This window comes from Actinomycetospora sp. NBC_00405 (genome assembly GCF_036044095.1).
GTDB classification, from domain to species: Bacteria; Actinomycetota; Actinomycetes; order Mycobacteriales; family Pseudonocardiaceae; genus Actinomycetospora; species Actinomycetospora callitridis.
On sequence record NZ_CP107938.1, the window covers coordinates 16,775 to 41,929 of the forward strand.

The following is a 25,155-nucleotide window of genomic DNA, read 5'->3' on the forward strand; positions in this document are numbered from 1 at the left end:
TCAGCCGAGGTTCGCGCGCAGGAAGTCGCGCGTGGCGCTCCAGGCCTTGAGGGCCTGCTCGGGGTCGTAGGTGCCGAGCAGGTTCTCGTCGTTGAAGAAGGCGTGGTCGGACGGGTAGAGGCGGAAGTCCGGCCGGATCCCCGACTCCTTCTCGATCCGCTCGGCGAGGTCCTCGACGGCCTCCGGCGGCGCCATCTCGTCCTCCTCGCCGAAGTGCCCGAGGAGCGGGGCGGAGAGGTTCTCGAAGCTGGGGTAGTCCTCGCCCAGCACGCCGTAGAACGGCACCGCCGCACCGATCTTGTCGCCCTGCTGCGCGGCGAGGACCAGCACGAACCCGCCGCCCATGCAGAAGCCGACCGCGCCGACCTTGTCGCCGGTGACGGCCTCGTGCTCGATCAGGTAGTCGACGGCGCCGCCGAGGTCGGTCGCGGCCTGGTCGACGGGCAGCTCCTGCATGAGCCGTCCCGCTTCGTCGGAGTCGTGGGTGGTCGTGCCGCCGTAGAGGTCGGGGGCCAGCGCGACGAAGCCCTCGGCCGCGAGGCGGTTGGTCACGTCGGCGATGTGGCTGGTCAGGCCCCACCACTCCTGGATGACCACGACGCCGGGTCCGGAGCCGGACTCGGGCAGGGCCAGGTACCCGTGGGCGGTCCGTCCGTTGCTCGGGAAGGAGACGTTCTGGAGCGGGTTCTCGGCCATGCGGGCCATCCCACCAGGCGTCAGGCCCGGGCGCTCACCAGGTCTTGTTCATCATGCTCGTGGCGGCCATCTCGAAGTACTCCCACATCTGCCGGCGCCGATCCTCGGGGAGGTTCGCCTCGTCCACGGCGACGCGCATGCAGCGCAGCCAGGCGTCCCGCTCGAGGGGACCGATGGCGAACGGGCCGTGCCGCATCCGCAGCCGCGGGTGTCCGCGCTGGTGGGAGTAGGTCTGCGGCCCGCCCCAGTACTGCTCGAGGAACATGAGCAGGCGGACCTCGGCCGGGCCCAGGTCCTCCTCGGGGTAGAGGGGACGCAGAACAGGGTCGTCGGCGACCTGCTCGTAGAAGCGGTGCACGATCGCCACGAAGGTCTCGTGCCCGCCCACGGCGTCGTAGAAGGTCTCGGGCCGTCCGGCCTGCGGTGCACTCACCCCACCACGGTCCCAGATCCCGCCCCGGCCCGTCAGACCGCCGGGGTCCCGGGGCCCGCGACGCCGGGCCGGCCGCCGAACGGGTACGGCGCCGGCACCCCGGCGTCGTCGAGGGCGCTCTTGACCTCGGCGGCCACGGCGCGCTGCACCGCCCACTGCTCGCCGGGACGGGTGCGGATGGTCAGGCGCATGAGGACGCCCTCCGCGGTGACCGACTGGACGCCCAGCATCTCGGGCGGGGCGATCACCTTGCTCGCGATCTTCGGCTCGGCGCACTCGGCGTTGGCGGCCCGCTCGGCGATCTCGAGGGCGTCGTCGACGTCCGCCGAGTGCCCGACGGGGATGTCGACGACGGCCACCGAGAAGCCCTGGCTGGAGTTCCCGACGCGCAGCACCTCACCGTTGCGGACGTACCAGACGGTGCCGGCGATGTCCCGCAGCGTCGTGACGCGCAGGCCGACGGCCTCGACGGTGCCGGTGGCCTCGCCCAGGTCGACGACGTCGCCGACGCCGTACTGGTCCTCGAGCATCATGAAGATGCCGGACAGGAAGTCGCGCACGAGGTTCTGGGCGCCGAAACCGATGGCCACGCCGACGATCCCGGCCGACGCGATGATCGGGGCGAGGTTCACCCCGAACTCGCCCAGGATGAGCACGAACGCGACGCCGTAGATCAGGATCGTCGAGAACGACCGCAACACGGAGCCGATCGCCTGGGCGCGCTGCGTGCGGCGCTCGACCATGAGCGGGGCGGCGTCGCGCAGGGTGCGCACCGCGCGGTCGCGCAGGGGACGCAGCAGCGTCGGGACCCGCCCCTCGCCGGCGCCACTGGTCAGGCGGTGGATCGCGCGGTGCACCGCGAGGCGCAGGATCACCGCGACGACGATGATCAGGAGGACGACGACGGCGTGCGCGAACAGCTCGTCGGCGGACCGGGACAGCCAGTCGGTCTGCGTGAGCCGGTAGACGCGCGCACACAGCGAGCCCTGGTCCGCCGCGCAGGCGGGCGCCTCGGGCGGGATCACGCTCGAGAGCGGGTTGTCCAGGAAGCCCGACGGCGCCGGCGCGGTGCTGCTCGGGGCCGGTGGCGGTGTCGGCGGCGGCACGGTCACGTTCCCCGACGCTAGAGCACGCCCCGGCATGCCCCACCCGAGCCCCGACCCTCGCCGGTCGCTCCGCGCAGGCGATCAGAACACGCGTGCGATCGCGCGAGTTGTGTGGTCGTATAGGGCCAACTCCCCGGGAGGTGGTCGTGTGCACGAACGACAACCCGGCAGCGTGACTCCGCTGGTCAGCGAGGTCCCGCCCACCACGCCGCCGTACGGCGCGTTCGACCCTCCCGATCCCGTCCCCGAGCTCTCCCTCGCTCCCTCGCTCCCGGCCCCGCTCTCCCCGACGCCGACCGCGCCCACCGCGCCGTCCTGGGGTCGCCGCCGGGTCCTCCTCCTCAACGCCACCTTCGAACCGCTCACCGCGCTGCCGCTCCGGCGCGCGATCGTGCTGCTGGTCTGCGGCAAGGCCGAGGTGGTCCACGGCGACGCCGCCGGGCTCGTCCTGCACTCGGCCACCGGCTCGGTCGACGTCCCCTCGGTGATCCGGCTCCGCACCTACGTGCGCGTGCCCTACCGCGCGCGGGTGCCGCTGACCCGCGCCGCGCTCATGCACCGCGACCGCTTCCGGTGCGCCTACTGCGGAGGGCGCGCGGAGACCATCGACCACGTCGTCCCGCGCAGCCGGGGCGGCACGCACACGTGGGAGAACTGCGTCGCGTGCTGCGCCCGGTGCAACCACCGCAAGGCGGACAAGCTGCTCGCCGAGCTCGGCTGGCCGCTGCGCACCATGCCCACCGCGCCGCGGGGCCGACACTGGCGCCTTCTCGCGAGCGTCGTCGACGCCGACCCGCTCTGGCTGCCGTACCTGGGGGAGACGGCCGCCTGACACCTCGTGGACTCCTGCGTGCACGATGGTGCACCCGTGAGCGACCTCCACGAGCTGACCGCCCTCGAGACCGCGGCGGCGGTGCGCAACGGTGACGTGACCGCGCTCGACGTCGTCGACGCGGCCCTCACCCGTGCCGAACGCCTGGGCCCCGAGCTCGGGGCGTTCGCGGTGCTCGCACCCGAGCGGGCCCGGGACGCCGCGCGGGCGCTCGACCGGGCCGGTGTCGTCGGCGGCGGACCGCTCGCCGGGGTGCCGACGGCGATCAAGGACCTCACCGCGACCGCCGGCGTGCCGACGGCCCGCGGCTCGGTGATCTACGACGGGTACGTCCCCGCGCACGACGACGACGTCGTCGGCCTCCTGCGCGCCGCGGGCACGATCAGCATCGGGAAGACGGCGGTCCCCGAGTTCGGCCTGCCCTGCTACACCGAGCCCGCCGGCATGCTGCCGGCCGTGACGCCGTGGGACACCACGCGGTCGGCGGGCGGGTCGTCCGGCGGGGCGGCCGCCGCGGTGGCGGCGGGGATCCTGCCCGTCGCGCACGGCAGCGACGGCGGCGGCTCGGTGCGCATCCCGGCGTCCGTGTGCGGGCTGGTCGGGCTCAAGACCACCCGCGGGCGCGTCCCGGCCGGCCCGGCGGGCGGTGATCCGGCGGGGCTGTCGGTGCACGGTCCGCTCGCCCGCACCGTCGCCGATGCGGCCGCGTTCCTCGACGCGATGACGAGGTCCGCACCCGGGGAACCCTTCGTCCCCGCGCCCCCGCCCGACGGCGGCTTCCTGGGGGCCGTGGCCCGACCCCCGGAGCGGCTGCGGATCGCGCTGGCCGTCGACGCGCCGCTGGACGGTGCCGTCGTCGACCCCGCCTGCCGCCGGGCCGCCGGGGACACGGCCGCCCTGCTCGCCGAGCTCGGCCACCACGTCGAGCCGGTGACGCTGCGCCTGCCCGACGACGCGGTCGCCGCGTTCCTGACGCTGTGGACGGTGCTCTCGCTCGGCGACCCCGTCGCGCCCGCCGACGAACCCCGCCTGCAGCCCCTGACCCGCCACCTGCGAGCCCGCGGCCGCCAGGTCGGCGGGTGGGAGGCGATGGCGGCGCTGCACACCCTCCAGGTGTCGACCCGCGCGCTGGTGGCCGAGCGCACGGCGTACGACGCCGTCCTGACCCCGACCGTCGCGCTGCCGCCCCGCCCGGTCGGGTGGTTCACCGCCGGCGGCGACCCGGCCGACGACTTCGCGCGCCAGATCGCGTTCACCCCCTGGACCGCCATCGCCAACCTCACCGGCGAGCCCGCGATCTCCCTGCCGCTGTCCTGGTCGGACGGCCTGCCGATCGGCGTCTCGCTGCGCGGGCGGCGCGGCGAGGAGGCGGTGCTGCTCGCCCTCGCCGCCGAGGTCGAGGTGGCGCGGCCGTGGGCGCAGCGACGTCCGCCCGGGATGTGAGGCGACCCGGGGCCTCCTACGACGGGACGTCGTGGGCCGGATCCACTACGGTGCTCCGCGTGAGCCCGCTGACCACCTTCCTGCTCTACGGGGTGACCTCGCTCGGGGGGATCGGCCTGATCTCCGCCCTGACGCTCGTCCGCCGTCCCACGCGCGGCGCCCGCTACCGCTCCGGCGACGCGTGGGACCACGAGCCGCTGTGGTGGATGGGCAACCCCCGCGGTTCCGGGGTCCCCGCACCGACCGTCGAGGCCGTGCCCGCCGGGGCGGCCGCCGAGCACACCGCCCGAGGAGGCGCTCGTGGCACGTGGTGAGGTCGTCCCCGCCAGGCAGGACGCGCCGGGCGAGACCACCCGGCAGAGCGGCGCGCCCGGGATGCTCGAGGACCCCGTCTACGGGGAGGCGCGCGTCGCGACGCTGTCCGGCCGCATCTCCGAGGCGACCGACGTGCTCGCGGAGGACTCGCGCACCCCGTTCTCGCCGTCCCAGCTCTCGCGGCTCGACGAGGCGCTCACGCTCGCCGGTCGCGAGACCGGGCTGCTGTTCACGCTCTGGATCGGGGCCCTGGGCCCCCGCTCCCGCGAGCGGGCCGAGGAGCTCCACGCCTCGCTCGGCGACAGCGCGGCCGAGGCGGTCGTCGTCGCCGTGTCACCGGGCGAGCGCGTCGTCGAGGTCGTCACCGGTGCCGAGTCCAGCCGCCGCATCGACGACCGCGGCGCCAAGCTCGCGGTGATGAGCATGGTCGCGTCGTTCAAGGAGTCCGACCTCGTCGGCGGCATCGTCGAGGGTGTCACCATGCTCGCCGACCAGGCGGGCGCGGCGCACCACCAGCACTCCTGACGCCGCGGACGACACGAACGCCGACAGGGCGTTCGTGTCGTCCGGGTGAGCCTCAGCCCCGGTCGAACTCCCGGGCGGCGAGGGCGCGCACGACGCCCGCGCGTCCCTCGGTGACCAGACGGCGCAGAGCCGACGGGTGGTCGCCCTCGAGCCAGGCGTCCGCCTGCTCGACCGTCGCCTGCTCGACGGCCCAGGACGGGAACAGCCCCTGCACCATGGGCTGCGCCTGCTCCGAGGACCGGCGGGCCCAGACGTCGTCGACGGCCGCGAAGTAGCGCGGCACGTAGTCGACGAGCAGGGCCTGCTGCGCCGGGTGCGAGAAGCCCATGATGATCGCGGAGTTGATCGCGTTCGGGAGCGAGTCGTCCTCGACGGCCCGGCGCCACGCCTCGGCCTTGGCCTCCGGCGTGGGGATCAGCGCGCGGGCGCGCTCGGTCATCCGCCGTCCGGTGGCGGTGTTGTCGAGCGCGTACTCGGCCTCGATCTCGGCCTCGCCCGCGGCACCGTGCGCGACGAGCGCGTGCAGGAGACGCCAGCGCAGGTCGGTGTCGACGGTGAGGCCCTCGAGCGGCTTCTCGCCCGAGCGCCAGCCGGCGATGGTGTCGATCGCCTCGCCCGTGAGCACCGACCCGGCGAGCGCGTTGACGATCGCCAGCTGGTGGTCGGAGCCCGGGTCGGCGTGCGCCAGCTCGAGCAGGCGCGCCACGAACGTCGGCCACCCCTCGGTGACCGCCCAGCCCGGCTCGGCGTAGGAGGCGAGCGCCGTCTGGGCCTGCAGCAGGAGGCGCTGGACCACGCCGACCTCGGACTCGGCGGCGAGCCCCGCGGTGACGAGGGCGACGAAGTCGCGGGCGCGCAGCTCGGCCTCACGGGTCATCTCCCAGGCCGCCGACCAGCACAGGGTGCGGGGCAGCGGCTCGGCGATGTCGCCGATGCGGTCGATCAGCGTGGTCAGCGAGCGCTCGTCGAGACGCATCGTGCAGTAGGTGAGGTCGTCGTCGTTGACCAGCACCAGCGCGCCGGCGTCGACTCCGACCAGCTCCGGCACCTCGGTGCGGTCGCCGGAGACGTCGAGCTCCACGCGGTGCTGCCGGACGAGCTTGCCGGAGCCCCGCTCGTCCCCGTCCTGGCTGTCGCCGTAGATCCCCACCGCGAGCCGGTGGGTGCGCAGCTCGCCCGCGCCGGGCCGGGCGCCGCCCTGGACGACCTCGAACGCGGTGTACTTGCCGTTCTGACCCACGCTGAACGAGGGGGAGAGCGAGTTGAGCCCCGTCGTGCGCAGCCACTGCGCGCTCCAGCCCGACAGGTCGCGGCCGGAGGCCTCGGTGAGGGCGCCGAGCAGGTCGTCGAACGTCGCGTTGCCGTAGGCGTGGCGCGAGAAGTAGAGCCGCAGCCCCGACAGGAACTCGTCCTGCCCGACGTAGCTGACCAGCTGCTTGAGGACGCTCGCGCCCTTGGCGTAGGTGATGCCGTCGAAGTTCACCTCGACGGCCTGCAGGTCGGGGATGTCCGCGGCCACGGGATGGGTGGAGGGGAGCTGGTCCTGGCGGTAGGCCCACGACTTCTCGACGTTGGCGAACGTCGTCCACGCGTTGCGGTACTCGGTGGCCTCGGCCTGGCTGACCACGCTCGCCCAGGTGGCGAACGACTCGTTGAGCCACAGGTCGTCCCACCAGCGCATGGTCACGAGGTCGCCGAACCACATGTGCGCCATCTCGTGCAGCACGGTCTCGGCGCGGCGCTCGTAGAGGTAGCGGGTGACGCGGCTGCGGAAGACGTAGTCCTCGAGGAACGTCACGGCGCCGACGTTCTCCATCGCGCCGGCGTTGAACTCGGGGACGAAGAGCTGGTCGTACTTCCCGAAGGGGTAGGGCACCCCGAAGTTGCGGTGGTAGAAGCCGAAGCCCTGCTTGGTCTCGGTGAACAGCCGCTCGGCGTCCATGTGCTCGGCGAGGCTCGCGCGGCAGAAGATGCCGAGCGGGATGGTGCCGTGCTCGTCGGTGTAGGTGTCGTCCCAGCGGGCGTAGGGCCCGGCGATCAGCGCGACGAGATAGGTCGAGATCGGCGCCGTCGTGGCGAAGGCGTGCCGCTTGGCGCCGTGGTCGGCGTCGGTGACGGCCTCGGTCGCGCCGTTGGAGATCACCTGCCAGCTCGGCGCCGCGGTCACCGTCGCGGTGATCGTCGCCTTGAGGTCGGGCTGGTCGAAGCAGGCGAACATCCGCTTGGCGTCGGCGGTCTCGAACTGGCTGTAGAGGTAGACGCTGCCGTCGACCTGGTCGACGAAGCGGTGCAGGCCCTCGCCGGTGTTCATGTAGCGGCCGTCGGCGTCGACGACGAGCTCGTTCTCGGCGGCGAGGTCGGGCAGTGCGATGCCCTTCTCCTCGTCGTAGTCGGCGACGTCGAGCTCGCGCCCGTTGAGCGTCGCCGAGCGGACGCCGGCGGCCACGATGTCGATCCAGGTCGAGGCGCCCGGCTCGGCAGCCGTGAACCGCACCGTCGTCGTCGTCCGGAACGTCGACTCGCCGGGCCCGCCGGCGCCGTCGGTGAGGTCGAGGTCGATGGCGTAGGACTCGACGTCGAGCAGCTCGGCGCGTGCGATGGCGTCGTCGCGGGTCAGGTTCGGGGCAGCCACGGCGCCACCCTACGACCGACCGGGAACATCACGGGCCCTCGCCGGGGTTGCGCGGGTGAGACCTTCTGGAAGGGGAACCCGATCGCCATGGCTGAGAAGACCCGCGTCGACTTCTGGTTCGACCCGCTGTGCCCCTTCGCGTGGATCACGTCGCGCTGGATGCTCGAGGTCGAGAAGGTGCGTGACGTCGAGACGCACTGGCACGTCATGAGCCTCGCGGTCCTGAACGAGGGCCGGGACCTGCCCGAGGAGTACGCCGAGATGATGGAGAAGGCGTGGGGCCCGGTCCGCGTGTGCATCGCCGCGGCGCAGCAGAAGGGCGACGACGTCCTCGCGCCGCTCTACACCGCGATGGGCACGGAGATCCACAACAACGGCAACAAGGACTTCGACGACGTCATCGCGAAGGCGCTCTCGGAGGTCGGGCTCGACGCCTCGCTCGCGGAGGCCGCGCACACCGACGAGTACGACGACGCGCTGAAGACGTCGCACCATGAGGGCATGGACCCGGTAGGCATGGACGTCGGCACCCCGGTGATCCATGTCGACGGCTCGGCCTACTTCGGCCCCGTCATGACCCGCATCCCCAAGGGCGAGCAGGCCGGCCAGATCTTCGATGGCGCCAAGCTCCTGGCGGGCTACGAGTACTTCTACGAGCTCAAGCGCACGCGCGACACCGAGCTGCAGTTCGACTGACCCCTCAGGTCACATCGAGGCCGGCGCCTCGTTCTGCTGCAGCGCGAACAGGCTCGTGTAGCCGCCGGACCAGTCCGGCGGGATGAGGCACGGGCGCGGGTCGTGGTGCGCCCACCGCGCCCGCTGCCCGCGGACGATCTCCTCGGCGTGGCTCGAGGGCAGGGGGTTCGCGGTGTACGGCATGGCGTCGGCCGCCTTGTAGACGTTGAGCAGCAGCGGGCGGCCGATGGGCGAGTCGTTCGCCGCCGAGTGGTGCGCGGTGCGGCAGTTGTGGATCGTCACCGACCCGGCGGGGCCGGGCAGGTAGGCGGTCCGCGCGGTGTCGAGGCCGGCGGCGTCGCGCGCCGAGAGCGCTCCCGCCCACGCGCCGTCGGCGCCGTAGAGGTCGTAGAGCGGGCCGTCGTGGCTGCCGGGCAGGGCGCCGAGCGGCCCCTGCTCCATGCCGCAGTCGTACAGGTACGTCCCGAAGGTCAGTGGCGTGTAGTTGGTGTGCGGCCAGTACTGGATGTCCTGGTGCCACTTGACCTCCGCGCCGCCCCGGGCCCACTTGAAGTTGAGCTTCGAGTGGTGGAAGGCGACGTCGGGCCCGACGAGGTCGGCCGCGACGTCGGCGAGCAGCGAGTCCCGGGCGTAGGCCCAGTAGTCCGGGTGCTGGTCGACGGGGCTGGTGACCCGGCGCAGCCGCGGCGCGTCGGCGGTGTGGTCGGGCTCGAGGTCGAAGACGCGGTCCGAGGCGGTCAGTGCGCGGCTGCGCTCGACCATCTCGTCCGTGGCCGCCCGCAGGCGCACCAGCCACTCCTCGGGGATCAGCCGTTCGAGCAGCAGGTAGCCGTTCTCCCAGTAGGACTCGCGCTGCTCCTCGGTGACGACCTTCGCGGGCGTCCGTCGGATCTCGTCGATGAGCATGGGGGAACCTCCACCTGTGTCCGTCATCACACGGTAGGGCAGACCAGGGGCCACGTCGCCCCGTCGGGCAGGGTGGAGGGCGCACCCCACCGACTCGGAGGCACGAGATGACGACCGGTACGGACACCCTCGCGCGGCACTGGATCGACGGGGCCTGGCAGGGGGGCTCCGGGTCGATCGCGGTGGTGAACCCCGCGACCGGGGAGACCGTCGCCGAGGTCCCGGCGGGCGGTGCGGCCGAGATCGACGCCGCCGTGCTCGCCGCCCGGCACGCCTTCCCGGGCTGGGCGGCCCGGCCGCTCGCCGACCGGGTGGCGGCGGTGACCGCGATCCGCGAGGGCATCAAGGCCCGCAGCGCCGAGATCGCCGCGTCGATCACCGCGGAGATGGGCTCGCCGACGAAGTTCGCCAACTCGGTCCAGGTCGGCATGCCGATGGCGACGTCCAAGGGCGTCGCCGGGCTGGCCGAGTCGTTCCCGTGGACCGAGGAGATCGGCAACTCGCTGGTCGTGCGCGAGCCGATCGGCGTCGTCGGGGCCGTGACGCCCTGGAACTACCCGCTGCACCAGGTGGTCGCCAAGGTCGCGCCGGCGCTGGTCGCGGGCTGCACGATCGTGCTCAAGCCCAGCGAGGTCGCGCCGCTGACCGCGAGCATCCTCGCGCAGATCACCGCCGAGGCCGGGCTGCCCGCCGGCGTCTTCAACGTCGTGCACGGCACCGGGCCCGAGGCCGGCGAGGCCCTGGCGAAACACCCGGGCGTCGACATGGTGTCGTTCACCGGCTCGGTGCCCGCCGGGCGCCGGGTGCAGGAGGTCGCGGCGGCCACGGTCAAGCGCGTGGCCCTGGAGCTCGGCGGCAAGTCCGCCAACATCGTCCTCGACGACGCCGACCTCACCCAGGCCGTCAAGCTCGGCCTGGGCAACTGCTTCATCAACGGCGGCCAGACCTGCACGGCGTGGACCCGGCTGCTCGTGCCCGCGTCGCTGCACGACCAGGTCGTCGAGATGGCCGTGGAGCAGTCGGCGAAGTACACCGTCGGCGACCCGACCGAGGAGTCCACCCGCATCGGCCCGATGTCCTCGGAGCGCCAGCGCGAGCGCGTCGAGGGCTACATCACCGCGGGGGTCTCCGAGGGCGCCGAGCTCGCCGCCGGCGGCCCGGGTCGTCCCGACGGGCTCGAGCGCGGCGCCTATGTCCGGCCGACGATCTTCTCCGGCGTGCGCCCGGACATGAGCATCGCCCAGGAGGAGATCTTCGGGCCCGTGCTGTCGGTCATGCCGTACGACACCGAGGACGACGCCGTCGAGATCGCCAACGCCACGGTCTACGGGCTCGCGGGCGCGGTGTTCGCCGGGTCGCAGCAGCGCGGGGTCGAGGTCGCGAAGCGCATGCGGACCGGGCAGGTCGACGTCAACGGCGGCGCGTTCAACCCAGTGGCGCCCTTCGGCGGCTACAAGCAGTCGGGCACCGGCCGCGAGCTGGGCCGCTACGGGCTCGAGGAGTTCCTCGAGGTCAAGTCCATCCAGCTGTAGCGGGCCGAGCGCTCACGAGGCGGAGCCGAAGTGCTCCTCCAGCCAGTCCACGCACTCGTGGATGAAGCGCACGCGGTTCTCGGTGCGCTGGATCTCGTGGCCCTCGTCGTCGAAGAGCAGGTACCTCACCGGCACGTCGGCGGCCTTGGCGCCGTGGACGGCGAGCTCGGCCTCGTGCACCGGGACGTTGGTGTCGAACTTCCCGTGGACCACCAGTAGGGGAGCGCGCAGGTGCTCCATGCGGTGCACGGGGGAGAGCTCGCGGAGCAGGTTGCGGTCGTGGATCGGGTGGCCGTACTCGCCGACCGCGGCGTCGGCGATCCAGGGCTCGGTGCGCGCGAAGAACGTCTCGAAGTCCGCCATGCCGCACACGTCGATGCCGACCGCGAAGAGCTCGGGGTGGTTCACCAGCGCCGCGAGGGTCAGGTAGCCGCCGTAGGAGCGGCCCATGACGCCGACCCGCTCGGGGTCGGAGACGCCGGTGTCGACGAGGTGCTCGGCGCACGTCGCGACGTCGCGGATCGCCGCGAAGCGTCCCGCGCCGTTGTCGGCGTTCACGAACGAGCGCCCGAACCCCGAGGAGCCGCGCACGTTGGCGGCGTAGACGGCGATGCCCCGGGCGAGCAGGTGCTGGTAGAGCGGGGTGAACACGGGGCGCTCCTGCGCCTCCGGCCCCCCGTGCAGATAGATCACCGTGGGCAGCGGCCCCGACTGGCCCCGCGGCCGGTAGAGCCACCCGGGCAGGCGCAGGCCGTCGGGGGTGGTGACGACCTCGAGCGTCGGGTGCACGAGCTGCCCCGGCGACCAGGACGGCTCCTCCTGCGGGCAGATCAGCGCGGTGGTGTCCGACGAGAGCTCGTGGCACCACACGGCCGCGGGCACCTCGGGGGCCTGGATGCCCATCACCAGCGAGTCGCTGTCGTGGCTGAAGACCGCGCTGGTGACGACGTCGCCGGGCGGGGCGTAGGCGCTGCACTTGCCGGAGGCGATGTCGAGCAGGTCGACCTCGCTGCGCCCCTCGGCGTTCCACACGAGCGCGGCGATCGCCGCGTCCTCGGTGAGGGCGAAGCGCTCGAGCTCGGCGTCGAGGCGCTCGGCGAGCACCTCGGGCGTCATCGGCCGGGCGTCGGTCGCGACGTCGACGCGCACCAGCGCCGCGCGCTCGCGCCCGCCGTCGGTGAGCAGGTACATCTGGGTGCCGTCGGGGCAGAACCGGCCGGCGACCACGCTGGAGTCCCGGGTGATCGCCACCGGGTGCTCGACGGCGCCCGGCGGGCCGCCCGGGCCGCGCCCGGAGTCGATCTCGTGCCAGCCCTCGGTGCCGTCGAGGTCGACGATGCCGACGTGGCGTGACCCGCGCCGCCCGCGGCGCAGGAGCACCCGGCGCCGGTCGCGGCTCACGTCGAGGATCTGCAGGGCGTGCCCGGAGCCCACGCGCTGGCGCTGCGAGGACTCGGCGTCGACCAGCCAGGCGGTGGTGGTCTCGTAGTCGGACTCGGTGATCGCCAGCACCGAGCCGGTGTGGGTGAAGCGGTCGAGGGTCACCGCGCCGCGGTCGGCGTCGCCGACCCCACGGACCGGCCGCAGGTCGCTGCCGTCCGGGCGGACGATGGAGACGTTGCTCCGCTCGCCGCCGTCCGGCGCCGTCTCGACCGCCAGCCACAGCCCGTCCGGCGACCAGCGCACGGTCGAGACGAGCTCGTCACCCGTGTCGAGCGACCACTCCTCGCCGGTGGCCCGGCGGTGCATGCGCACCTGCGGCCGACCGTCCCCGTCCCAGACGAAGGCGATCGTGGTGCCGTCCGGGGAGGGGCTGGGCGACCAGCAACGTGTGGCGCTGATCCACTCGTCCACCGGCCCGCGTCCTCCTTCGGTCGACCACGATTCACCGTCGGGGGCACGGTACCCAGCCGGTGGCTACGTGATGCCGTGCTCCTGCAGCCACATCTCGAGCAGGGCCACCTGCCACAACGCATTGGCGCCGAGGTTGGTGCGCCCCGAGTTCGGGTCGTCGAGCATCGTCGCCACCGCGTCGGCCCGGAACAGGCCCCGCGATGTGGCGGCCGGGTCGGTCAGCGCGCCCCGCACCCGCTCCAGGACCGGGCCCGAGAGCTGGCGGATCGCCGGCACCGGGAAGTAGCCCTTCTTGCGGTCGATGATCTCGTCGGGCAGCACTCCGCGCGCGGCGGCCTTGAGCACGCCCTTGCCGCCGTCCGCGAGCTTGTACTCCGGCGGGCAGGCGCCCATCGTCTCGACGAACTCGTGGTCGAGGAACGGCACGCGCGCCTCGAGGCCCCACGCCATGGTCATGTTGTCGACGCGCTTCACGGGGTCGTCGACGAGCATGATCGTGGTGTCGAGGCGCAGCGCGGCGTCCACCGCGGAGTCGGCCCCCGGCCGCCCGAAGTGCTCGGCGACGAACGCGCGGCTGACGTCGTCGTCGACGAGGGCCTCGGGCGTGAGCAGCTGCGCGACCTCGGAGTGCGGGCGGTCGAAGAACGCCTTCTGGTACGAGTCGAGCGCGGCGTCGCGCGCGATGCCGGCCAGCGGCGGGTACCAGTCGTAGCCGCCGAGGATCTCGTCCGCGCCCTGGCCCGACTGCACCACCTTGATCGACTTCGAGACCTCGCGGGAGAGCAGGTAGAAGGCCACGACGTCGTGGCTGACCATCGGCTCGGCCATCGCCGCGACCGCCCCGGCCAGGGCGTCGTCGGTCTCGTGCTTGGGCACCGTGAACTTCACGTGGTCGGTGCCGTAGGTCTTCGCGACGAGGTCGGAGTAGTCGAACTCGTCGCCCGACTCGCCGCCCTCGGACTCGAAGCCGATCGAGAAGGTCTTGAGGTCCTTCTGGCCCATCTCGGCGAGCAGGGCGACGACGATCGAGGAGTCGATGCCGCCCGAGAGCAGCACCCCGACCGGCACGTCGGCGACCATGCGCCGCTCGACCGCGGTGCGCAGCGAGTCGAGCGCCGTCTGCGCCCACTCCTCGGCAGAGCGGTCGCCGTCGCGCGTGAACTCGGGCTCCCAGTAGGTCCGGTCGGTGGTGCCGCCGTCGGGGGAGATCGTGCGGATCGTCGCCGGCGGGAGCTTCCGCACGCCCTGCAGGATCGTGCGCGGGGCGGGGACCACCGAGTGGAAGCTCATGTAGTGGTGCAGCGCGACGCGGTCGACGTCGGTGTTGAGCCCGCCGCCGGCCAGCAGCGCGGGCAGCGACGACGCGAACCGGATCGCGCCCGGCACCTGGGCGACGTAGAGGGGCTTGATCCCGAGGCGGTCGCGGCCGAGCACCAGCTCGCCGGTGCGTCGGTCGGAGACCGCGAACGCGAACATGCCCTTGAAGTGCTCGACGCACGACGGGCCCCAGCGGTGGAAGGCCTTGAGCAGCACCTCGGTGTCGGAGGTGGAGAAGAAGCGGTAGCCGTCGGCGTGCAGCTCGTCGCGCAGCTGCTTGTAGTTGTAGATGATCCCGTTGAAGACCGCGGTCAGGCCGAGGTCGGAGTCGACCATCGGCTGGGCGCCGGTCTCCGACAGATCGATGATCTTCAGGCGCTGGTGGGCCAGCGCGAGCGGCCCGTGGCCGACGACCCCCCAGCCGTCGGGCCCGCGGGGCTCGAGGACCCGGGCCATGTCCAGCACGGTGGCGACCTCGGCCGCCCGGCCGTCGAAGCGGAACTCACCGGCGATGCCGCACACGTGTGGCCTCCTCGGTCACGGTCGGTCGGGGAACGCGCTGGTCAGCGCAGGATCCAGGTGTCCTTCGAGCCCCCGCCGCGCGAGGAGTTGACCACGAGCGAGTCGGCGGGCGCGACCCGGGTGAGCGGGGTCGGGAGGACGGTCGGGGTGGGGGCGAGGACGACGAACGCCCGCAGGTCGACGACGCGCGGCTCCAGCGTCGTGCCGGTGAACGTCGGGTGGGTGGAGATCCGGATGGTCTCCTGCGCGACGAACGATGCGGGGTGCGCGCGCACCGCCGCCGCGACCTCGTCGAGCTCCTGCGCGCCGGCGTGCGGCCCGACCACGATGCCCGTCCCGCCGTACCCGTCGACGGGCTTGGTGACGAGCTGGTCGAGGTGGGACAGGACGTACTCGCGCTGCTCGGGATCGGCGCACGACCAGGTCGGGACGGCCGCGAGCGTCGCCTTCTCGCCGAAGTAGTACTCGGTGAGCGCCGAGATGAAGGGGTAGACGCCCTTGTCGTCGACGAGGCCGTTGCCGGGCGCGTTGGCCAGGGTCAGGCGACCGGTGCGCACGGCCTCCTGGACGGGGTCGCCCAGAGGGACCCCCTCGGAGTCGAGCGCGCTGAACAGCACCTCCTCGTCGATGCGCCGGTAGATCACGTCGATCGGGCGCCCTGTGGCGGCCACGGTGATCATCCCGGCGACGGCGCGGAGCTCGCCCGGGGTGAGCAGCGGCACGCCCATCTCCTCGGCGAGCATGCGGTGCTCGAAGTGCGCCGAGTCCGTCGTTCCCTCGGTGACCAGGGCGAGGACGGGGTCGTGGCCGGCCGCCGGCGGGGCGCACGCCAGGAGTGCCTCGCGCAGCATCGCCGGGCCCTCGTCGGCGTCGAGCACGCCGTTCGGGGCCTGGAGCTCCGGCAGGACGCTGCGCACGACGCGGCGGTCGGCCATCGCGAAGCCGATGCCCGAGGGGATGCGCAGGTTGTCCTCGAGGATCTTCCACTCGCCGGCGGCGTCGCAGACGAGGTCGAGGCCGCTGACCAGGGCACGGACGGCCCCGGGGTGCAGGTTCATCGCGGCCTCGTGCGGCTGGGGCAGCCAGCGCAGCGCGTCCTCGGGCAGCACGCCGTCGTGCAGGCAGGCGCGCTCGCCGTGCAGGTCCTGCAGCAGCGCCTCGCACGTGCGGGCCCGCTGGATCAGGCCCTCGGTGAGCGTCTCCCACTCGCCGGGGGTGATGAGGCGGGGCACGAGGTCGAGGGGGAACAGCCGCTCGTCGTCGTCGTCCTGGGGGAAGAACATGCCGCGGGCGCGCTGCTCGGCGTCGCGGCTCTTCTCGTGCACCAGCAGCCCGGGCGGGCCGATCCGCTCGAGCGTCGCGACCAGCCACGAGTACGCGGGGCGGACGGTGCCGTCCTCGGCGACGGCCTCGTCGTAGGCGGGCGGCGCGTAGTCGGCGAGCAGGACCGGCGCGACCGTCTCGGAGATCGGCGCGTCCACCGGCGAGTCCGGCGCGCCCCGGGTCTCGGCGAGGAGCATGTCCACGACGGCCTCGAGGTTGCCGTTGCGGTTGGCGCGCTGGCGCTGACGGGCCGCGGAGCTGCCGCGGGCGAGGGCATCGAGGGCCAGCTCCTCGACGACGTCGCGGTCACCGGCCTCGTCCAGGTCGTCGGCGAGGTGCTCGAGCATGAGCCGCACCGCCCGCGACGGCGGCACCAGCTCGCGTCCGGGGACGTCGACGAGGTCGCCCTCGAGGCCGGAGCGCGCCGCCCGCCAGCTCGCGGCGCGCAGCAGCTCGGGGCGGTACCGGGGCATCGGCCGGCCCTCGACGTGCGCGCGCACACCGTGGCGCACGAGCGCCCGCGAGAGCCCGGCGATCAGCACCACGCCGTCGACGCTCGGGCTGGCGTCGCAGATGCGCACCTCGACCGTGTCCTGGTGCGCCGACGGGCGCATGTCGAAATAGACCATGCCCGGGTCGGACATCGTCCCGGAGGCGAGCAGGTCGGCGATCAGGGCGTCGTAGTCGGCGGCGTCGCGCAGCGGGGCCGGGGGACCGGCGGTCGGCCAGCGGTGCCACGCCAGTGTGCGGGAGCTGGCGTAGCCGGTGTCCTCGCTCTTCCAGAACGGCGAGCTCGACGAGAGCGCGAGCAGGACCGGCAGCCACGGCGCGCTGTGCTGCATCACCGCGACCGCGGCGTCACGGTCGGGGACGTCGATGTGCACCTGGGTGCCGCAGATCTGCTGCTCGAAGGCGAGCATCTGGTACTCGTCGCGCATCCGCTCGTAGCGGGGCGACGGGGTGATGCCCTCGGCGGAGCCGTCGATCAGCGGGACGCTGCCCGCCCCGACCACGCCGAGACCGTGGGAGTCGGCGATGTGCGCGAGCATCCCGCGCAGGCGCACGAGGTCGGTGCGCAGGTCGGCGAGGTCCGAGGTCGGCTGGGAGTTCGTCTCGATGATCGAGGGCTTGAGCTCCGGGGCGAACGCCTCGCCGTCCAGGGCCTGCAGCTCGTCGAGCAGCTCCGGGACGCGCGGCACGGCGGATCGTGACTCCAGGTCGACGAGGTGGAACTCCTCCTCGACGCCCATCACGACCTCGCCCGCGGGGGTCGGGCGGCGGTCCGGCGGTCGCGCTCCCATAACGGGTCAACCTACGATCGGTGTGTCACGGGGATGTTTCCGAGCCGCCGTCCACTACCCCTGCGGCGGCATGTCTCACACCTGACAGACTGCGCGCCGTGCGCGTCTTCGTCGGATCGGACCACGCTGGGTTCGAGCTCAAGGGCCATCTTCTGCGCGAGCTCGCGAAGGCGGGTCACGACGTCGTCGACGTCGGGCCCGAGGAGTTCGACCCCGTCGACGACTACCCCCCGTACTGCGTGGAGACCGGGCGCCGCACCGTCGCGACCCCCGAGGCCCTCGGCGTCGTCATCGGCGGCTCGGGCAACGGCGAGCAGATCGCGGCCAACAAGGTGCCGGGGTGCCGTGCCGCCCTGGCGTGGAACGTCGAGACCGCGCAGCTTGCGCGCAAGCACAACGACGCCCAGGTGGTCTCGATCGGCGCCCGGATGCACACCGCGCAGGAGGCGACCGAGATCGTCACGGCGTTCCTCGCGACGGCCTTCGAGGGCGGGCGCCACCAGCGGCGCATCGACATGCTCACCGCCTACGAGCAGACCGGCGAGCCCCCGGCCCTCCCCCAGGAGTGACCGGTCGGGTGGCGGGGTAGGCAGGCCCGGTGCCCGAAGGCCACACCATCCGTCGCCTCGCGCGCACCCACACCCGCCGGTTCGTGGGCCACGAGGTGGCCGTGTCGTCCCCGCGGGGCCGCTTCAGCCGGGACGCCGAGCTCGTCGACGGCCGGGAGCTGCGCGCCGTGGACGCGCACGGCAAGCACCTCTTCCACGTCTACGCCGACGACCTCGTCGTGCACGTCCACCTCGGGCTCTACGGCAAGTTCACGATGCACACGGGCGACGTGACGCCGCCGCGCGGCCAGGTGCGGATGCGCCTCGTGGGGCCGACGCACTGGGCGGACCTGCGCGGCCCGATCGCCTGCGAGGTGCTCACCGAGGGCGAGGTCGACGGCGTGCGGGCCCGACTCGGCCCCGACCCGTTGCGCGACGACGCCGACCCCGAGGCGGCTTGGCGGCGGATCGGCCGGTCGAAGGCCCCGCTGGCCACCCTGCTCATGGACCAGTCGGTGATCGCGGGCGTGGGCAACGTCTACCGGGCCGAGGTCCTCTTCCGGCACGGCCTGGACCCGCTGCTGCCCGGCCGGGAGCTCGGACGGGAACGGTTCGACGCCGTCTGGGCCGATCTCGCCGCTTTGCTCGCCGACGGCGTCCGCCGGGGCGCGATCGACACCGTGCGCCCCGCCCACCGTGGTTGTGGTCACGCCCTCGACGAGCCGCACGGCCGCGGCTGCGGCCGGGAGGTCTACGTGTACCGCCGGACGGGGGATCCCTGTCGGGTGTGTGGCACGGAGGTCAGCCGCCGTACGCACGCAGCCCGGAACCTGTTCTGGTGCGCGACCTGTCAGGCCGCGACCTGACCGTTACGTTTCGCCCTCAGCGTTCGATGCCTCACCCGGGAGGGTGACACGTGCCCCGTCCGTGGCGGGGTGCTCGGGCTGGACTCGGACCATGCGTCGACCTCCCGTGACCCCCCTGTCCGTATGGTGCGGGTCGTCCGATCTGTCGAGGAGGTACGTGTGGGCCGGGAGACGAAGCGGAGCGCACCTCGGTCCGTCGCCCGCCCGCGGCCCCGCTGGCAGATGACGACGCGCTCGCGGTTCGCCCTCGTGCTCGGCGTGGCCGGGCTCGGCGTTGCCGGCGTGCAGCTGGCGATGATCAGCGATCCGCCGACGGTCGTGCAGCTCCTCGTGCTCTCGTTCTGGAGCCTCGTCGGCGTCGCCTACCTCATCTCCGCGGCCGGTCAGATGATCCGCGGCCGCCGGGCGCCTGCGCCCGCCCCAGCGCCGGCGCCGGCGCCGGTCGAGGAGATCGTGCCGGTCCCCGTGCGCCCCGCCCGGCCCCGCCCGGCGGTGCAGCGGGCGGGCGAGAAGGTGGCTGACACGGAGGTCGGCAAGGAGGTCGGCAAGGAGGCCGGCACGGTGGCCGGCACGGTGGCTGACCGGGAGGCCGACCGGACCGAGGCGGTCGAGCCCGCGACGGCGGCGGCTGCGGCCGCTCCGCCGTCCCGGACCGGGCGCCGGGCGGCTCCAGCAGCGCCGGCTCCGGCCCCGGCTCCGGCTGCTCCGGCCCCGGCGACCGCGACCGTGCGCCCCGCACCGGCGACCGAGGCCGTCCGGCCCGGCCGTCCCGCGCCCGTCGCGACCGAGACCTCGCGGGTGTCGATCCGCGCCCGCCGGCCGGCGCCCCGGGCGACCCCGGCGGCGACCGCCGCCCCGGCCCCGGCCCCCGCTGCGACCCCCGTCGCGGCGACCGCAGGTCCCGCCGCAAGGCCCACCGCAGCGCCGGCCCCCAAGCCGGCCCCCAAGCCGGCCCCCAAGCCGGCCCCGAAGCCCTCCCCGAAGCCCGTCGCGACCCCGGCGCCCGAGGAGACCACCGACGCCTTCACGGTCCGTGCCGCGGCGACCCCGTCGCCGAGGCCCGGGCCGGCTCCCATCCCCGCCGGCTTCGCCTCGTCGCTGTCGTTCGGCTCGTCGCGGCCCGGCCCCGATGCCCGGCCCGCCCCGCCGCGCGTGCCCGCAACGCAGGACGACGAGCCGGCCGCCCCGACCTCCATCGCGTCCCTCGACGACCTACGGCGCGTCCGGGCCGAGGCGGCGGCGGCCGCCGCCCTCGCCGAGGCCGCCCCTGCCCCGCGGGCGCCGTCGCCCGTGTCCGGCCCGCTCCCCGTCACCCGGAGCCGGCACGCCGCCACCGGCGACGTCCCGGTGCCGCGCCGGGCCCGGCACCGCTCGGCCGACGAGGACCCCGACGCCCCCCGGCGGCACCGTGCCGAGCCGCCGTCCGGTCGGCACGCGAGCGGCGAGGTCCCCGTGGCCCCGAGGCGGGCCGCGACCGGCCGGTAGCCTCGTCGGTGTCCGATCCGTCCCCTTCCGTGAGGAACGCCGATGACGCGGCCCGACGAGCGCAGCGACCCCACCGAGGGCGTCTCCGAGCCCTCGACGCCCACCCCGCACCGGCCCTGGGTGCGGGTGGCGACGGTGATCATCCTGGCCGTCTTCGTCCTGTCGATCCTGGTCGGCTCGCTGCTGGCGTAGCCGGTCCGCCGCGGGCCACGATGCCCGCGTGGACGCCGGCGAGCTGATCGACGGGCTGCGGGCCGTGTGCGTCGCCCTGCCCGAGGTCACGGAGAAGATCAGCCACGGGACGCCGAGCTGGTTCGTGCGCAAGATGTTCGCCAGCTACGTCGGCCGCCACCACGGCGACGAGTACCTCTGCCTCTGGGTCGCCGCCCCCGAGGGCGCACAGGAGGAGATGGTGACGGTGGAGCCCGACCGGTTCTTCGTCCCGCCCTACGTCGGCCACCGCGGCTGGCTCGGGCTGCGGCTCGACGTCGAGCCCGAAGGGCCGGACTGGGGTGAGGTCCGCGAGGTGGTCACCGACGCCTACCGGCAGGTGGCGCCCCGTCGGCTCGCCGCCCTCCTGGGATGAACCCCCCCTTGACCTGCAGCAAGGTCGAGGTCCCAGGCTGCACGTCATGACCACCGACCTGCCGCCCCTTCCCGACGACTGGTCACGCGCCCTCGCGATCGCGGCCCACCCGGACGACCTCGAGTACGGCACGAACGCCGCCGTCGCCGCCTGGACCGCCGCGGGGCGCTCGGTGTCGTACGTGCTCGCCACCCGCGGCGAGGCGGGCATCGCCGGCACGCCGCCGGAGGTCGCCGGCCCGCTGCGCGAGGCCGAGGAGCGGGCGAGCGCCGCGGCGGTCGGGGTGCACGACGTCCGGTTCCTGGGCCATCGCGACGGTGTGGTCACCGAGGGGCTCGACCTGCGGCGCGACCTCGCCCGCGAGATCCGCCGGGTCCGCCCGCAGCTGGTGGTGGTCAGCAACCACCGCGACACCTTCGGGCTGAGCACACGTGGTCTGGGCACGTGGAACAGCGCCGACCACCGCGCGGTCGGCCGGGCGACCCTCGACGCGGTGGGGGACGCCGGCAACGAGTGGGTCTTCCGCGAGCTGATCGACGAGGGCTTCGAGACCTGGCCCGGCGTGCGGCACGTCGTCGTCGCCGCCTCCCCGCAGCCCACGCACGCCGTGGACGTGACCGGGTGGCGCGACGTCGCGATCGCGTCGCTGGCCGAGCACCGCGCCTACCTGGCGGCCCTCGACCCGCGGCCCGTCGTCGAGCAGGCCCGCGAGGTCGTCCTGATGACCACCGGCGGCGAGGACGGGCCGGCGCGGGTGCCGTTCGAGGTGTTCGGCTGACGCCGGCGCCGACCGGGCTCAGCCGGGGAAGAGCGGGGCCGGCGGGTCGTCGCGGCGCCCGTCGGACGGTGGTGCCGCCGGCCGCGTGGGGGAGGGCGTCGTCGGGGTGGGCGTCGTCGGGGCGGGCGCGGCGAGCGCGGGCAGGACGCCGAGCGCGTGCCCGGTCGCGGTGGCGCCGCCGGCCAGGAGCGCGTCGGGGCCGGTCAGCGGGGTGAGCCAGGGGTCGGGCGCGCACACCCCGTGCCCGGCGAACGCGGACCGGACGTCGACGAACCGCATGCCGGCCGCGGCCACGCGGGCGGCGAGCGCGGCGTCCAGGCGCGTGACGGCGTCGTCGAGACGGGCGGCGCGGGTCGCGTCGGCGGGGCCGCTCGGGCACGCCCGTCCCTCGGCGAGCAGGGGGTAGCCGACGAACGTGATCGCCGCACGTGGGGCGCGCTTGCGGATGTCGGCGAGCGACGCGTCGAGGGCCCGCGGCAGGGAGGTCAGGGCGCGGTCGAAGCGGGTCGTCGCGTCGTCGCAGCGCGCCGCGCTGCCCTGTGCCGAGCAGGCGGACGCCAGCGCGCCGAGCCCCGTCGCGTCGGCCCCGACGGTGGCCGTCACGACCTCGGTCTCCGGGCCGAGCGACGTGAACTGGCCGTTCCCGCCGCCCGTCGCGGAGGCGCACGCCCGCGAGGTCCACGAGGTCTCGCCGGCGGCGCGGGCGACGACCGCGGGGTACGCGCGCGGGCTGCGCCGGCACGTCCCGGACGCCGCCTCGACCTCGCCGGCCGCGGTCCCGGCGGCCCAGGAGTCGCCGAGCGCGACCCGTCGCGTCCCGTCGCCGCCGCTCGCGGGGCTGCTGCCCGGCGCTCCGGTCGCCGACGCGGACCCGAGGACGAGCGCGGCCCCGACGAGCGCCGCCACCACCACCGATCGACAGCCCATCGCCGCACCCCCGACACGTCGTCCCACCCCGCTGACGCCGCCGAGTGTCGGTCTCGACGCCCACAGGAGGGAGAGCCGTCACGCCATCGAGCAGCGACGACCACCCGATGGGGACTCCCCGGTCAGGCGGAGCGGGCGTGTGGGGGATCGGCGAGCGCGTCGACGTACCAGTCGAGGAACCCCTCGACCGAGGCCTCGACCACCGGGGAGAGCGGCCCGGGACGGTAGCCCCGCGACGCGATGCCGGCGTAGTTCGCCTCGCAGAGCGCCCAGTCCTGCTCGGAGGTCGCCCGCCACACGGCGGTCATGGCGTCCTCGTCGACGGTCGCGTCGCGGGCGACGAGGAAGCACAGCTCGACGTCCGTGGTGCCGGCGTCGACCGGGGTCAGGCGCGTGGTCATCGCGTAGTCGCCGTTGGCGTGGGCCCAGAGGTTGGGCAGCGACACCACGCGCAGGCTGCCGACGTCGGGGTCGGTGAGCCGGCCCATGGGCGGGGCGAGCGGGCGGCCGTCGAGGGTCTCCGAGACGAAGCCGTCACGCAACGGCAGGCGGGCGACGCGGTACCAGGCGCCGTCGGGGAAGTTGACGTCCTCGCCGGGCAGGCCCTGCGCGCTCCAGCGGGCGCGGGCGGCGGTGAGGGCCCGGTCGTAGCGGGGGTTGGTGCGCACGTCGCCGTTCATGCCGACGTCGAAGTTCGACAGTGAGAACTCGGGGTGGCTGCCCGCGCAGTGGTAGCACTCGCGGTTGTTCTCCACGAGCGTCTTCCAGTTCGCGGCCACGCGGTAGTGCTGGCGCACGGCGACCCGCGCGTCGGCCAGCCCGTGCGGACCGAGCCGCGGCTCGAGGGCGGCGGCGAAGGCGTCGAAGTCCGGCGGCTCGTCGGCGAGGCAGACGAACACCAGTCCGGCGACCTCGCGGACCGCGACCGGGGCGAGCCGGTGGGACGCGGTGGCGAAGCAGTCGCCCATCAGCCGGGCCGCGCGCAACGAGCCGTCGAGGGCGTAGACCCACTGGTGGTAGGGGCACACGAACGCCTTGACCTGGCCGCGGGGCTCCGAGGTCACCCGGGAGCCGCGGTGGGCGCAGACGTCGTGGTGGGCGTGCAGGACGCCGTCCTCGCCGCGGACGACGATCACGCGGTCGCGGCCGACGTCGACGGTGAGGTAGCGGCCGGTGGCGTTGAGCTCCGCGGTGTGCCCGGCGAAGAGCCAGTGCGCGGCGAAGACGCGGTCGAGGTCGGCGGCGAAGACGTCCGCGTCGGTGTAGGCCGCCTGCGGGAGCGACCACCCGGGGGAACGCTGGACCAGGTCAGACATGGAACGTTCGCCCCCAGGTCGGGTAGGTCAGCGCGGGGCGGTCGAGGCCGAACGCGCCGATGGGGTGCCGCGTGCCGCCCGTCGTCGCGAGGTCGGCGAGGATCTTGCCGATCAGCGACGCGAACTTGAACGCGTGCCCGGCCCCGACCCCGACGCTGACCCGGGGCTCGCCCGGCACGGTGTCGATCACGTAGTGCTGGTCGGGCGGGATCGTGTAGAGGCAGGTCTTCGTGTACAGCTCGGGGCCGCCGAAGCCGGGCAGGTGCTCGGCGAGGAACGCCTCCTGGCGCTTCTGGCGCAGCGGGTCCGGCTCGAACGTCCGGGAGCCGGCCGTGACCTCGTTCCCGCCCATGTGCTGGCCCAGCTTCGTGGCCACCTCGCCGTACACGGGGAAGCCGTAGAAGTTGTCCGCGCCGTGCCACATGAACACCGGGAACCGGGCGGGCGAGAAGTCGAGCAGGTTCGGCGTCGCGTAGTACGTCACCTGCTCCTGCAGGACCGTCAGCGGGATCTCGACGAGGCCGTCGAGCACCTCGTTGGTCCGCGCGTCGGCGGTGACGACGACGTGCTCGGCGCGCACCACCTCGTCGTCGAGCACGACCTCGACGCCGTCGCGGGTGGGGTGCAGGGCGCGGACGGGGGAGTGCTCGCGGATCTCCGCGCCGTGCCCGCGCGCCAGCGCGACGTGGGTGGCGTTGGCGCGCGCCGCGTCGACGATGCCGGTGCGCCGCTGGTACATCGCCTGCTCGGTGCCGGCGAGACGGAACTGCGGCCAGCGCGCCTCGATGCCGCGGGCGTCGAGGAGGTCGAAGTCGACGCCGTGCCGGTCGGCCACCGCGGCGTACCCGCCGAGGTCCCGCCCGCCGGTGTCGAGGCCCGAGCGCGCATCGACGTCCTCGATGACGAGGCCGCCTGTCTCGGTGACGAGCGTCTGGGCGGAGACGCGCTCGACATCGCGCCAGGCGGCGTAGGCGGCGGGGGCGAGGGCGGCGTAGGCGTCCTGGTGCTGGGCGTAGCGGATGATCCGCGAGTGGTCCTGGCTCGCGCCGTGGACGTGCCCGAGGCCGTGCCGCTCGAGGGCGAGGACGCGACCCCCGGCCGCCCGGGAGAGCCAGTAGGCGGCGGCGGAGCCGAGGCCGCCGCAGCCGATGACGACGAGGCGGCGGTCGGGCCGGGTTCGTGAGCTGTGCACGGTGATCACTCCGGGTCGGTTCTC

The 25,155-nt window shown here is 74.1% G+C and carries 23 protein-coding genes; 12 read left to right on the forward strand and 11 right to left on the reverse strand.

Annotated elements, in window-relative coordinates; all coding sequences use genetic code 11:
* The 3 genes from OG774_RS00050 to OG774_RS00060 are packed head-to-tail and all read right to left on the reverse strand — an operon-like array spanning position 1 to position 2,175.
* A complete protein-coding gene (locus OG774_RS00050; RefSeq protein ID WP_328305917.1) occupies positions 1-696 on the reverse strand; it encodes a dienelactone hydrolase family protein in 696 nt (231 codons plus the stop codon).
* A gap of 34 nt (positions 697-730) precedes the next feature.
* Positions 731-1,129, reverse strand: coding sequence for a globin (locus OG774_RS00055; RefSeq protein ID WP_328305918.1), 399 nt, complete (start codon positions 1,127-1,129; stop codon positions 731-733).
* A gap of 32 nt (positions 1,130-1,161) precedes the next feature.
* The gene (locus OG774_RS00060; protein ID WP_420791818.1) at positions 1,162-2,175 is read right to left on the reverse strand and encodes a mechanosensitive ion channel family protein; all 1,014 of its coding nucleotides are present in this window, start codon (positions 2,173-2,175) and stop codon (positions 1,162-1,164) included.
* 208 nt (positions 2,176-2,383) lie between these two features.
* Here OG774_RS00060 and OG774_RS00065 point away from each other — a divergent pair, with 208 nt between their 5' ends.
* From OG774_RS00065 to OG774_RS00080, 4 genes are all read left to right on the forward strand, one after another.
* Positions 2,384-3,067, forward strand: a complete 684-nt coding sequence (locus OG774_RS00065; RefSeq protein ID WP_328305919.1) for an HNH endonuclease — start codon at positions 2,384-2,386, stop codon at positions 3,065-3,067.
* A 36-nt stretch (positions 3,068-3,103) separates the two neighbouring features.
* The gene (locus OG774_RS00070) at positions 3,104-4,510 is read left to right on the forward strand and encodes an amidase (RefSeq protein ID WP_328305920.1); all 1,407 of its coding nucleotides are present in this window, start codon (positions 3,104-3,106) and stop codon (positions 4,508-4,510) included.
* A 59-nt stretch (positions 4,511-4,569) separates the two neighbouring features.
* The gene (gene ctaJ / locus OG774_RS00075; protein ID WP_328305921.1) at positions 4,570-4,824 is read left to right on the forward strand and encodes an aa3-type cytochrome oxidase subunit CtaJ; all 255 of its coding nucleotides are present in this window, start codon (positions 4,570-4,572) and stop codon (positions 4,822-4,824) included.
* A 61-nt stretch (positions 4,825-4,885) separates the two neighbouring features.
* Complete coding sequence (locus OG774_RS00080; RefSeq protein ID WP_274195854.1) at positions 4,886-5,350, forward strand: DUF5130 family protein; 465 nt, start codon at positions 4,886-4,888, stop codon at positions 5,348-5,350.
* Between the two features lie 52 nt (positions 5,351-5,402).
* On the opposite strand, the gene pepN is transcribed toward OG774_RS00080, so the two are convergent.
* Positions 5,403-7,982 (reverse strand): aminopeptidase N, encoded by a 2,580-nt coding sequence (gene pepN, locus OG774_RS00085; RefSeq protein WP_328305923.1) that lies wholly within the window; start codon positions 7,980-7,982, stop codon positions 5,403-5,405.
* An 87-nt stretch (positions 7,983-8,069) separates the two neighbouring features.
* Here pepN and OG774_RS00090 point away from each other — a divergent pair, with 87 nt between their 5' ends.
* Positions 8,070-8,678: a mycothiol-dependent nitroreductase Rv2466c family protein gene (locus tag OG774_RS00090; protein WP_328305924.1), complete on the forward strand. Its 609-nt coding sequence runs from the start codon at positions 8,070-8,072 to the stop codon at positions 8,676-8,678.
* A gap of 9 nt (positions 8,679-8,687) precedes the next feature.
* Here OG774_RS00090 and OG774_RS00095 read toward each other — a convergent pair whose 3' ends face one another.
* Positions 8,688-9,584: a phytanoyl-CoA dioxygenase family protein gene (locus OG774_RS00095; RefSeq protein WP_328305925.1), complete on the reverse strand. Its 897-nt coding sequence runs from the start codon at positions 9,582-9,584 to the stop codon at positions 8,688-8,690.
* 107 nt (positions 9,585-9,691) lie between these two features.
* On the opposite strand from OG774_RS00095, the gene OG774_RS00100 reads away from it, so the two are divergent.
* Positions 9,692-11,116, forward strand: coding sequence for an aldehyde dehydrogenase family protein (locus OG774_RS00100; RefSeq protein WP_328305926.1), 1,425 nt, complete (start codon positions 9,692-9,694; stop codon positions 11,114-11,116).
* Between the two features lie 12 nt (positions 11,117-11,128).
* On the opposite strand, the gene OG774_RS00105 is transcribed toward OG774_RS00100, so the two are convergent.
* From OG774_RS00105 to OG774_RS00115, 3 genes are all read right to left on the reverse strand, one after another.
* The gene (locus OG774_RS00105) at positions 11,129-12,970 is read right to left on the reverse strand and encodes a S9 family peptidase (protein ID WP_328305927.1); all 1,842 of its coding nucleotides are present in this window, start codon (positions 12,968-12,970) and stop codon (positions 11,129-11,131) included.
* Positions 12,971-13,033: 63 nt separating this feature from the next.
* Positions 13,034-14,809 carry an N-acetylglutaminylglutamine amidotransferase gene (locus OG774_RS00110; protein WP_328305928.1) on the reverse strand — a complete coding sequence of 592 codons (1,776 nt, stop codon included), beginning with the start codon at positions 14,807-14,809 and terminating at the stop codon, positions 13,034-13,036.
* A gap of 41 nt (positions 14,810-14,850) precedes the next feature.
* Entirely contained in the window at positions 14,851-17,433 is a 2,583-nt protein-coding gene (locus OG774_RS00115; protein ID WP_328305929.1) for a glutamate--cysteine ligase, read from the reverse strand.
* A gap of 98 nt (positions 17,434-17,531) precedes the next feature.
* On the opposite strand from OG774_RS00115, the gene OG774_RS00120 reads away from it, so the two are divergent.
* From OG774_RS00120 to OG774_RS00145, 6 genes are all read left to right on the forward strand, one after another.
* Entirely contained in the window at positions 17,532-18,002 is a 471-nt protein-coding gene (locus OG774_RS00120; RefSeq protein WP_328305930.1) for a ribose-5-phosphate isomerase, read from the forward strand.
* A gap of 29 nt (positions 18,003-18,031) precedes the next feature.
* The gene (locus tag OG774_RS00125) at positions 18,032-18,847 is read left to right on the forward strand and encodes an Fpg/Nei family DNA glycosylase (RefSeq protein ID WP_328305931.1); all 816 of its coding nucleotides are present in this window, start codon (positions 18,032-18,034) and stop codon (positions 18,845-18,847) included.
* 159 nt (positions 18,848-19,006) lie between these two features.
* Positions 19,007-20,332 carry a hypothetical protein gene (locus OG774_RS00130; protein WP_328305932.1) on the forward strand — a complete coding sequence of 442 codons (1,326 nt, stop codon included), beginning with the start codon at positions 19,007-19,009 and terminating at the stop codon, positions 20,330-20,332.
* Positions 20,333-20,374: 42 nt separating this feature from the next.
* Entirely contained in the window at positions 20,375-20,524 is a 150-nt protein-coding gene (locus tag OG774_RS00135; protein ID WP_274187620.1) for a hypothetical protein, read from the forward strand.
* A gap of 28 nt (positions 20,525-20,552) precedes the next feature.
* Positions 20,553-20,918: an MmcQ/YjbR family DNA-binding protein gene (locus OG774_RS00140; RefSeq protein WP_328305933.1), complete on the forward strand. Its 366-nt coding sequence runs from the start codon at positions 20,553-20,555 to the stop codon at positions 20,916-20,918.
* A gap of 46 nt (positions 20,919-20,964) precedes the next feature.
* Positions 20,965-21,696, forward strand: a complete 732-nt coding sequence (locus tag OG774_RS00145; RefSeq protein ID WP_328305934.1) for a PIG-L deacetylase family protein — start codon at positions 20,965-20,967, stop codon at positions 21,694-21,696.
* An 18-nt stretch (positions 21,697-21,714) separates the two neighbouring features.
* On the opposite strand, the gene OG774_RS00150 is transcribed toward OG774_RS00145, so the two are convergent.
* The 3 genes from OG774_RS00150 to solA form a co-directional block, all read right to left on the reverse strand.
* The gene (locus tag OG774_RS00150; protein WP_328305935.1) at positions 21,715-22,623 is read right to left on the reverse strand and encodes an SGNH/GDSL hydrolase family protein; all 909 of its coding nucleotides are present in this window, start codon (positions 22,621-22,623) and stop codon (positions 21,715-21,717) included.
* 122 nt (positions 22,624-22,745) lie between these two features.
* Complete coding sequence (locus tag OG774_RS00155; RefSeq protein WP_328305936.1) at positions 22,746-23,939, reverse strand: aromatic ring-hydroxylating oxygenase subunit alpha; 1,194 nt, start codon at positions 23,937-23,939, stop codon at positions 22,746-22,748.
* Entirely contained in the window at positions 23,932-25,131 is a 1,200-nt protein-coding gene (gene solA / locus OG774_RS00160; RefSeq protein WP_328305937.1) for an N-methyl-L-tryptophan oxidase, read from the reverse strand. The genes OG774_RS00155 and solA overlap by 8 nt, the downstream gene beginning before the upstream one ends.
* Positions 25,132-25,155: the final 24 nt, after the last annotated feature.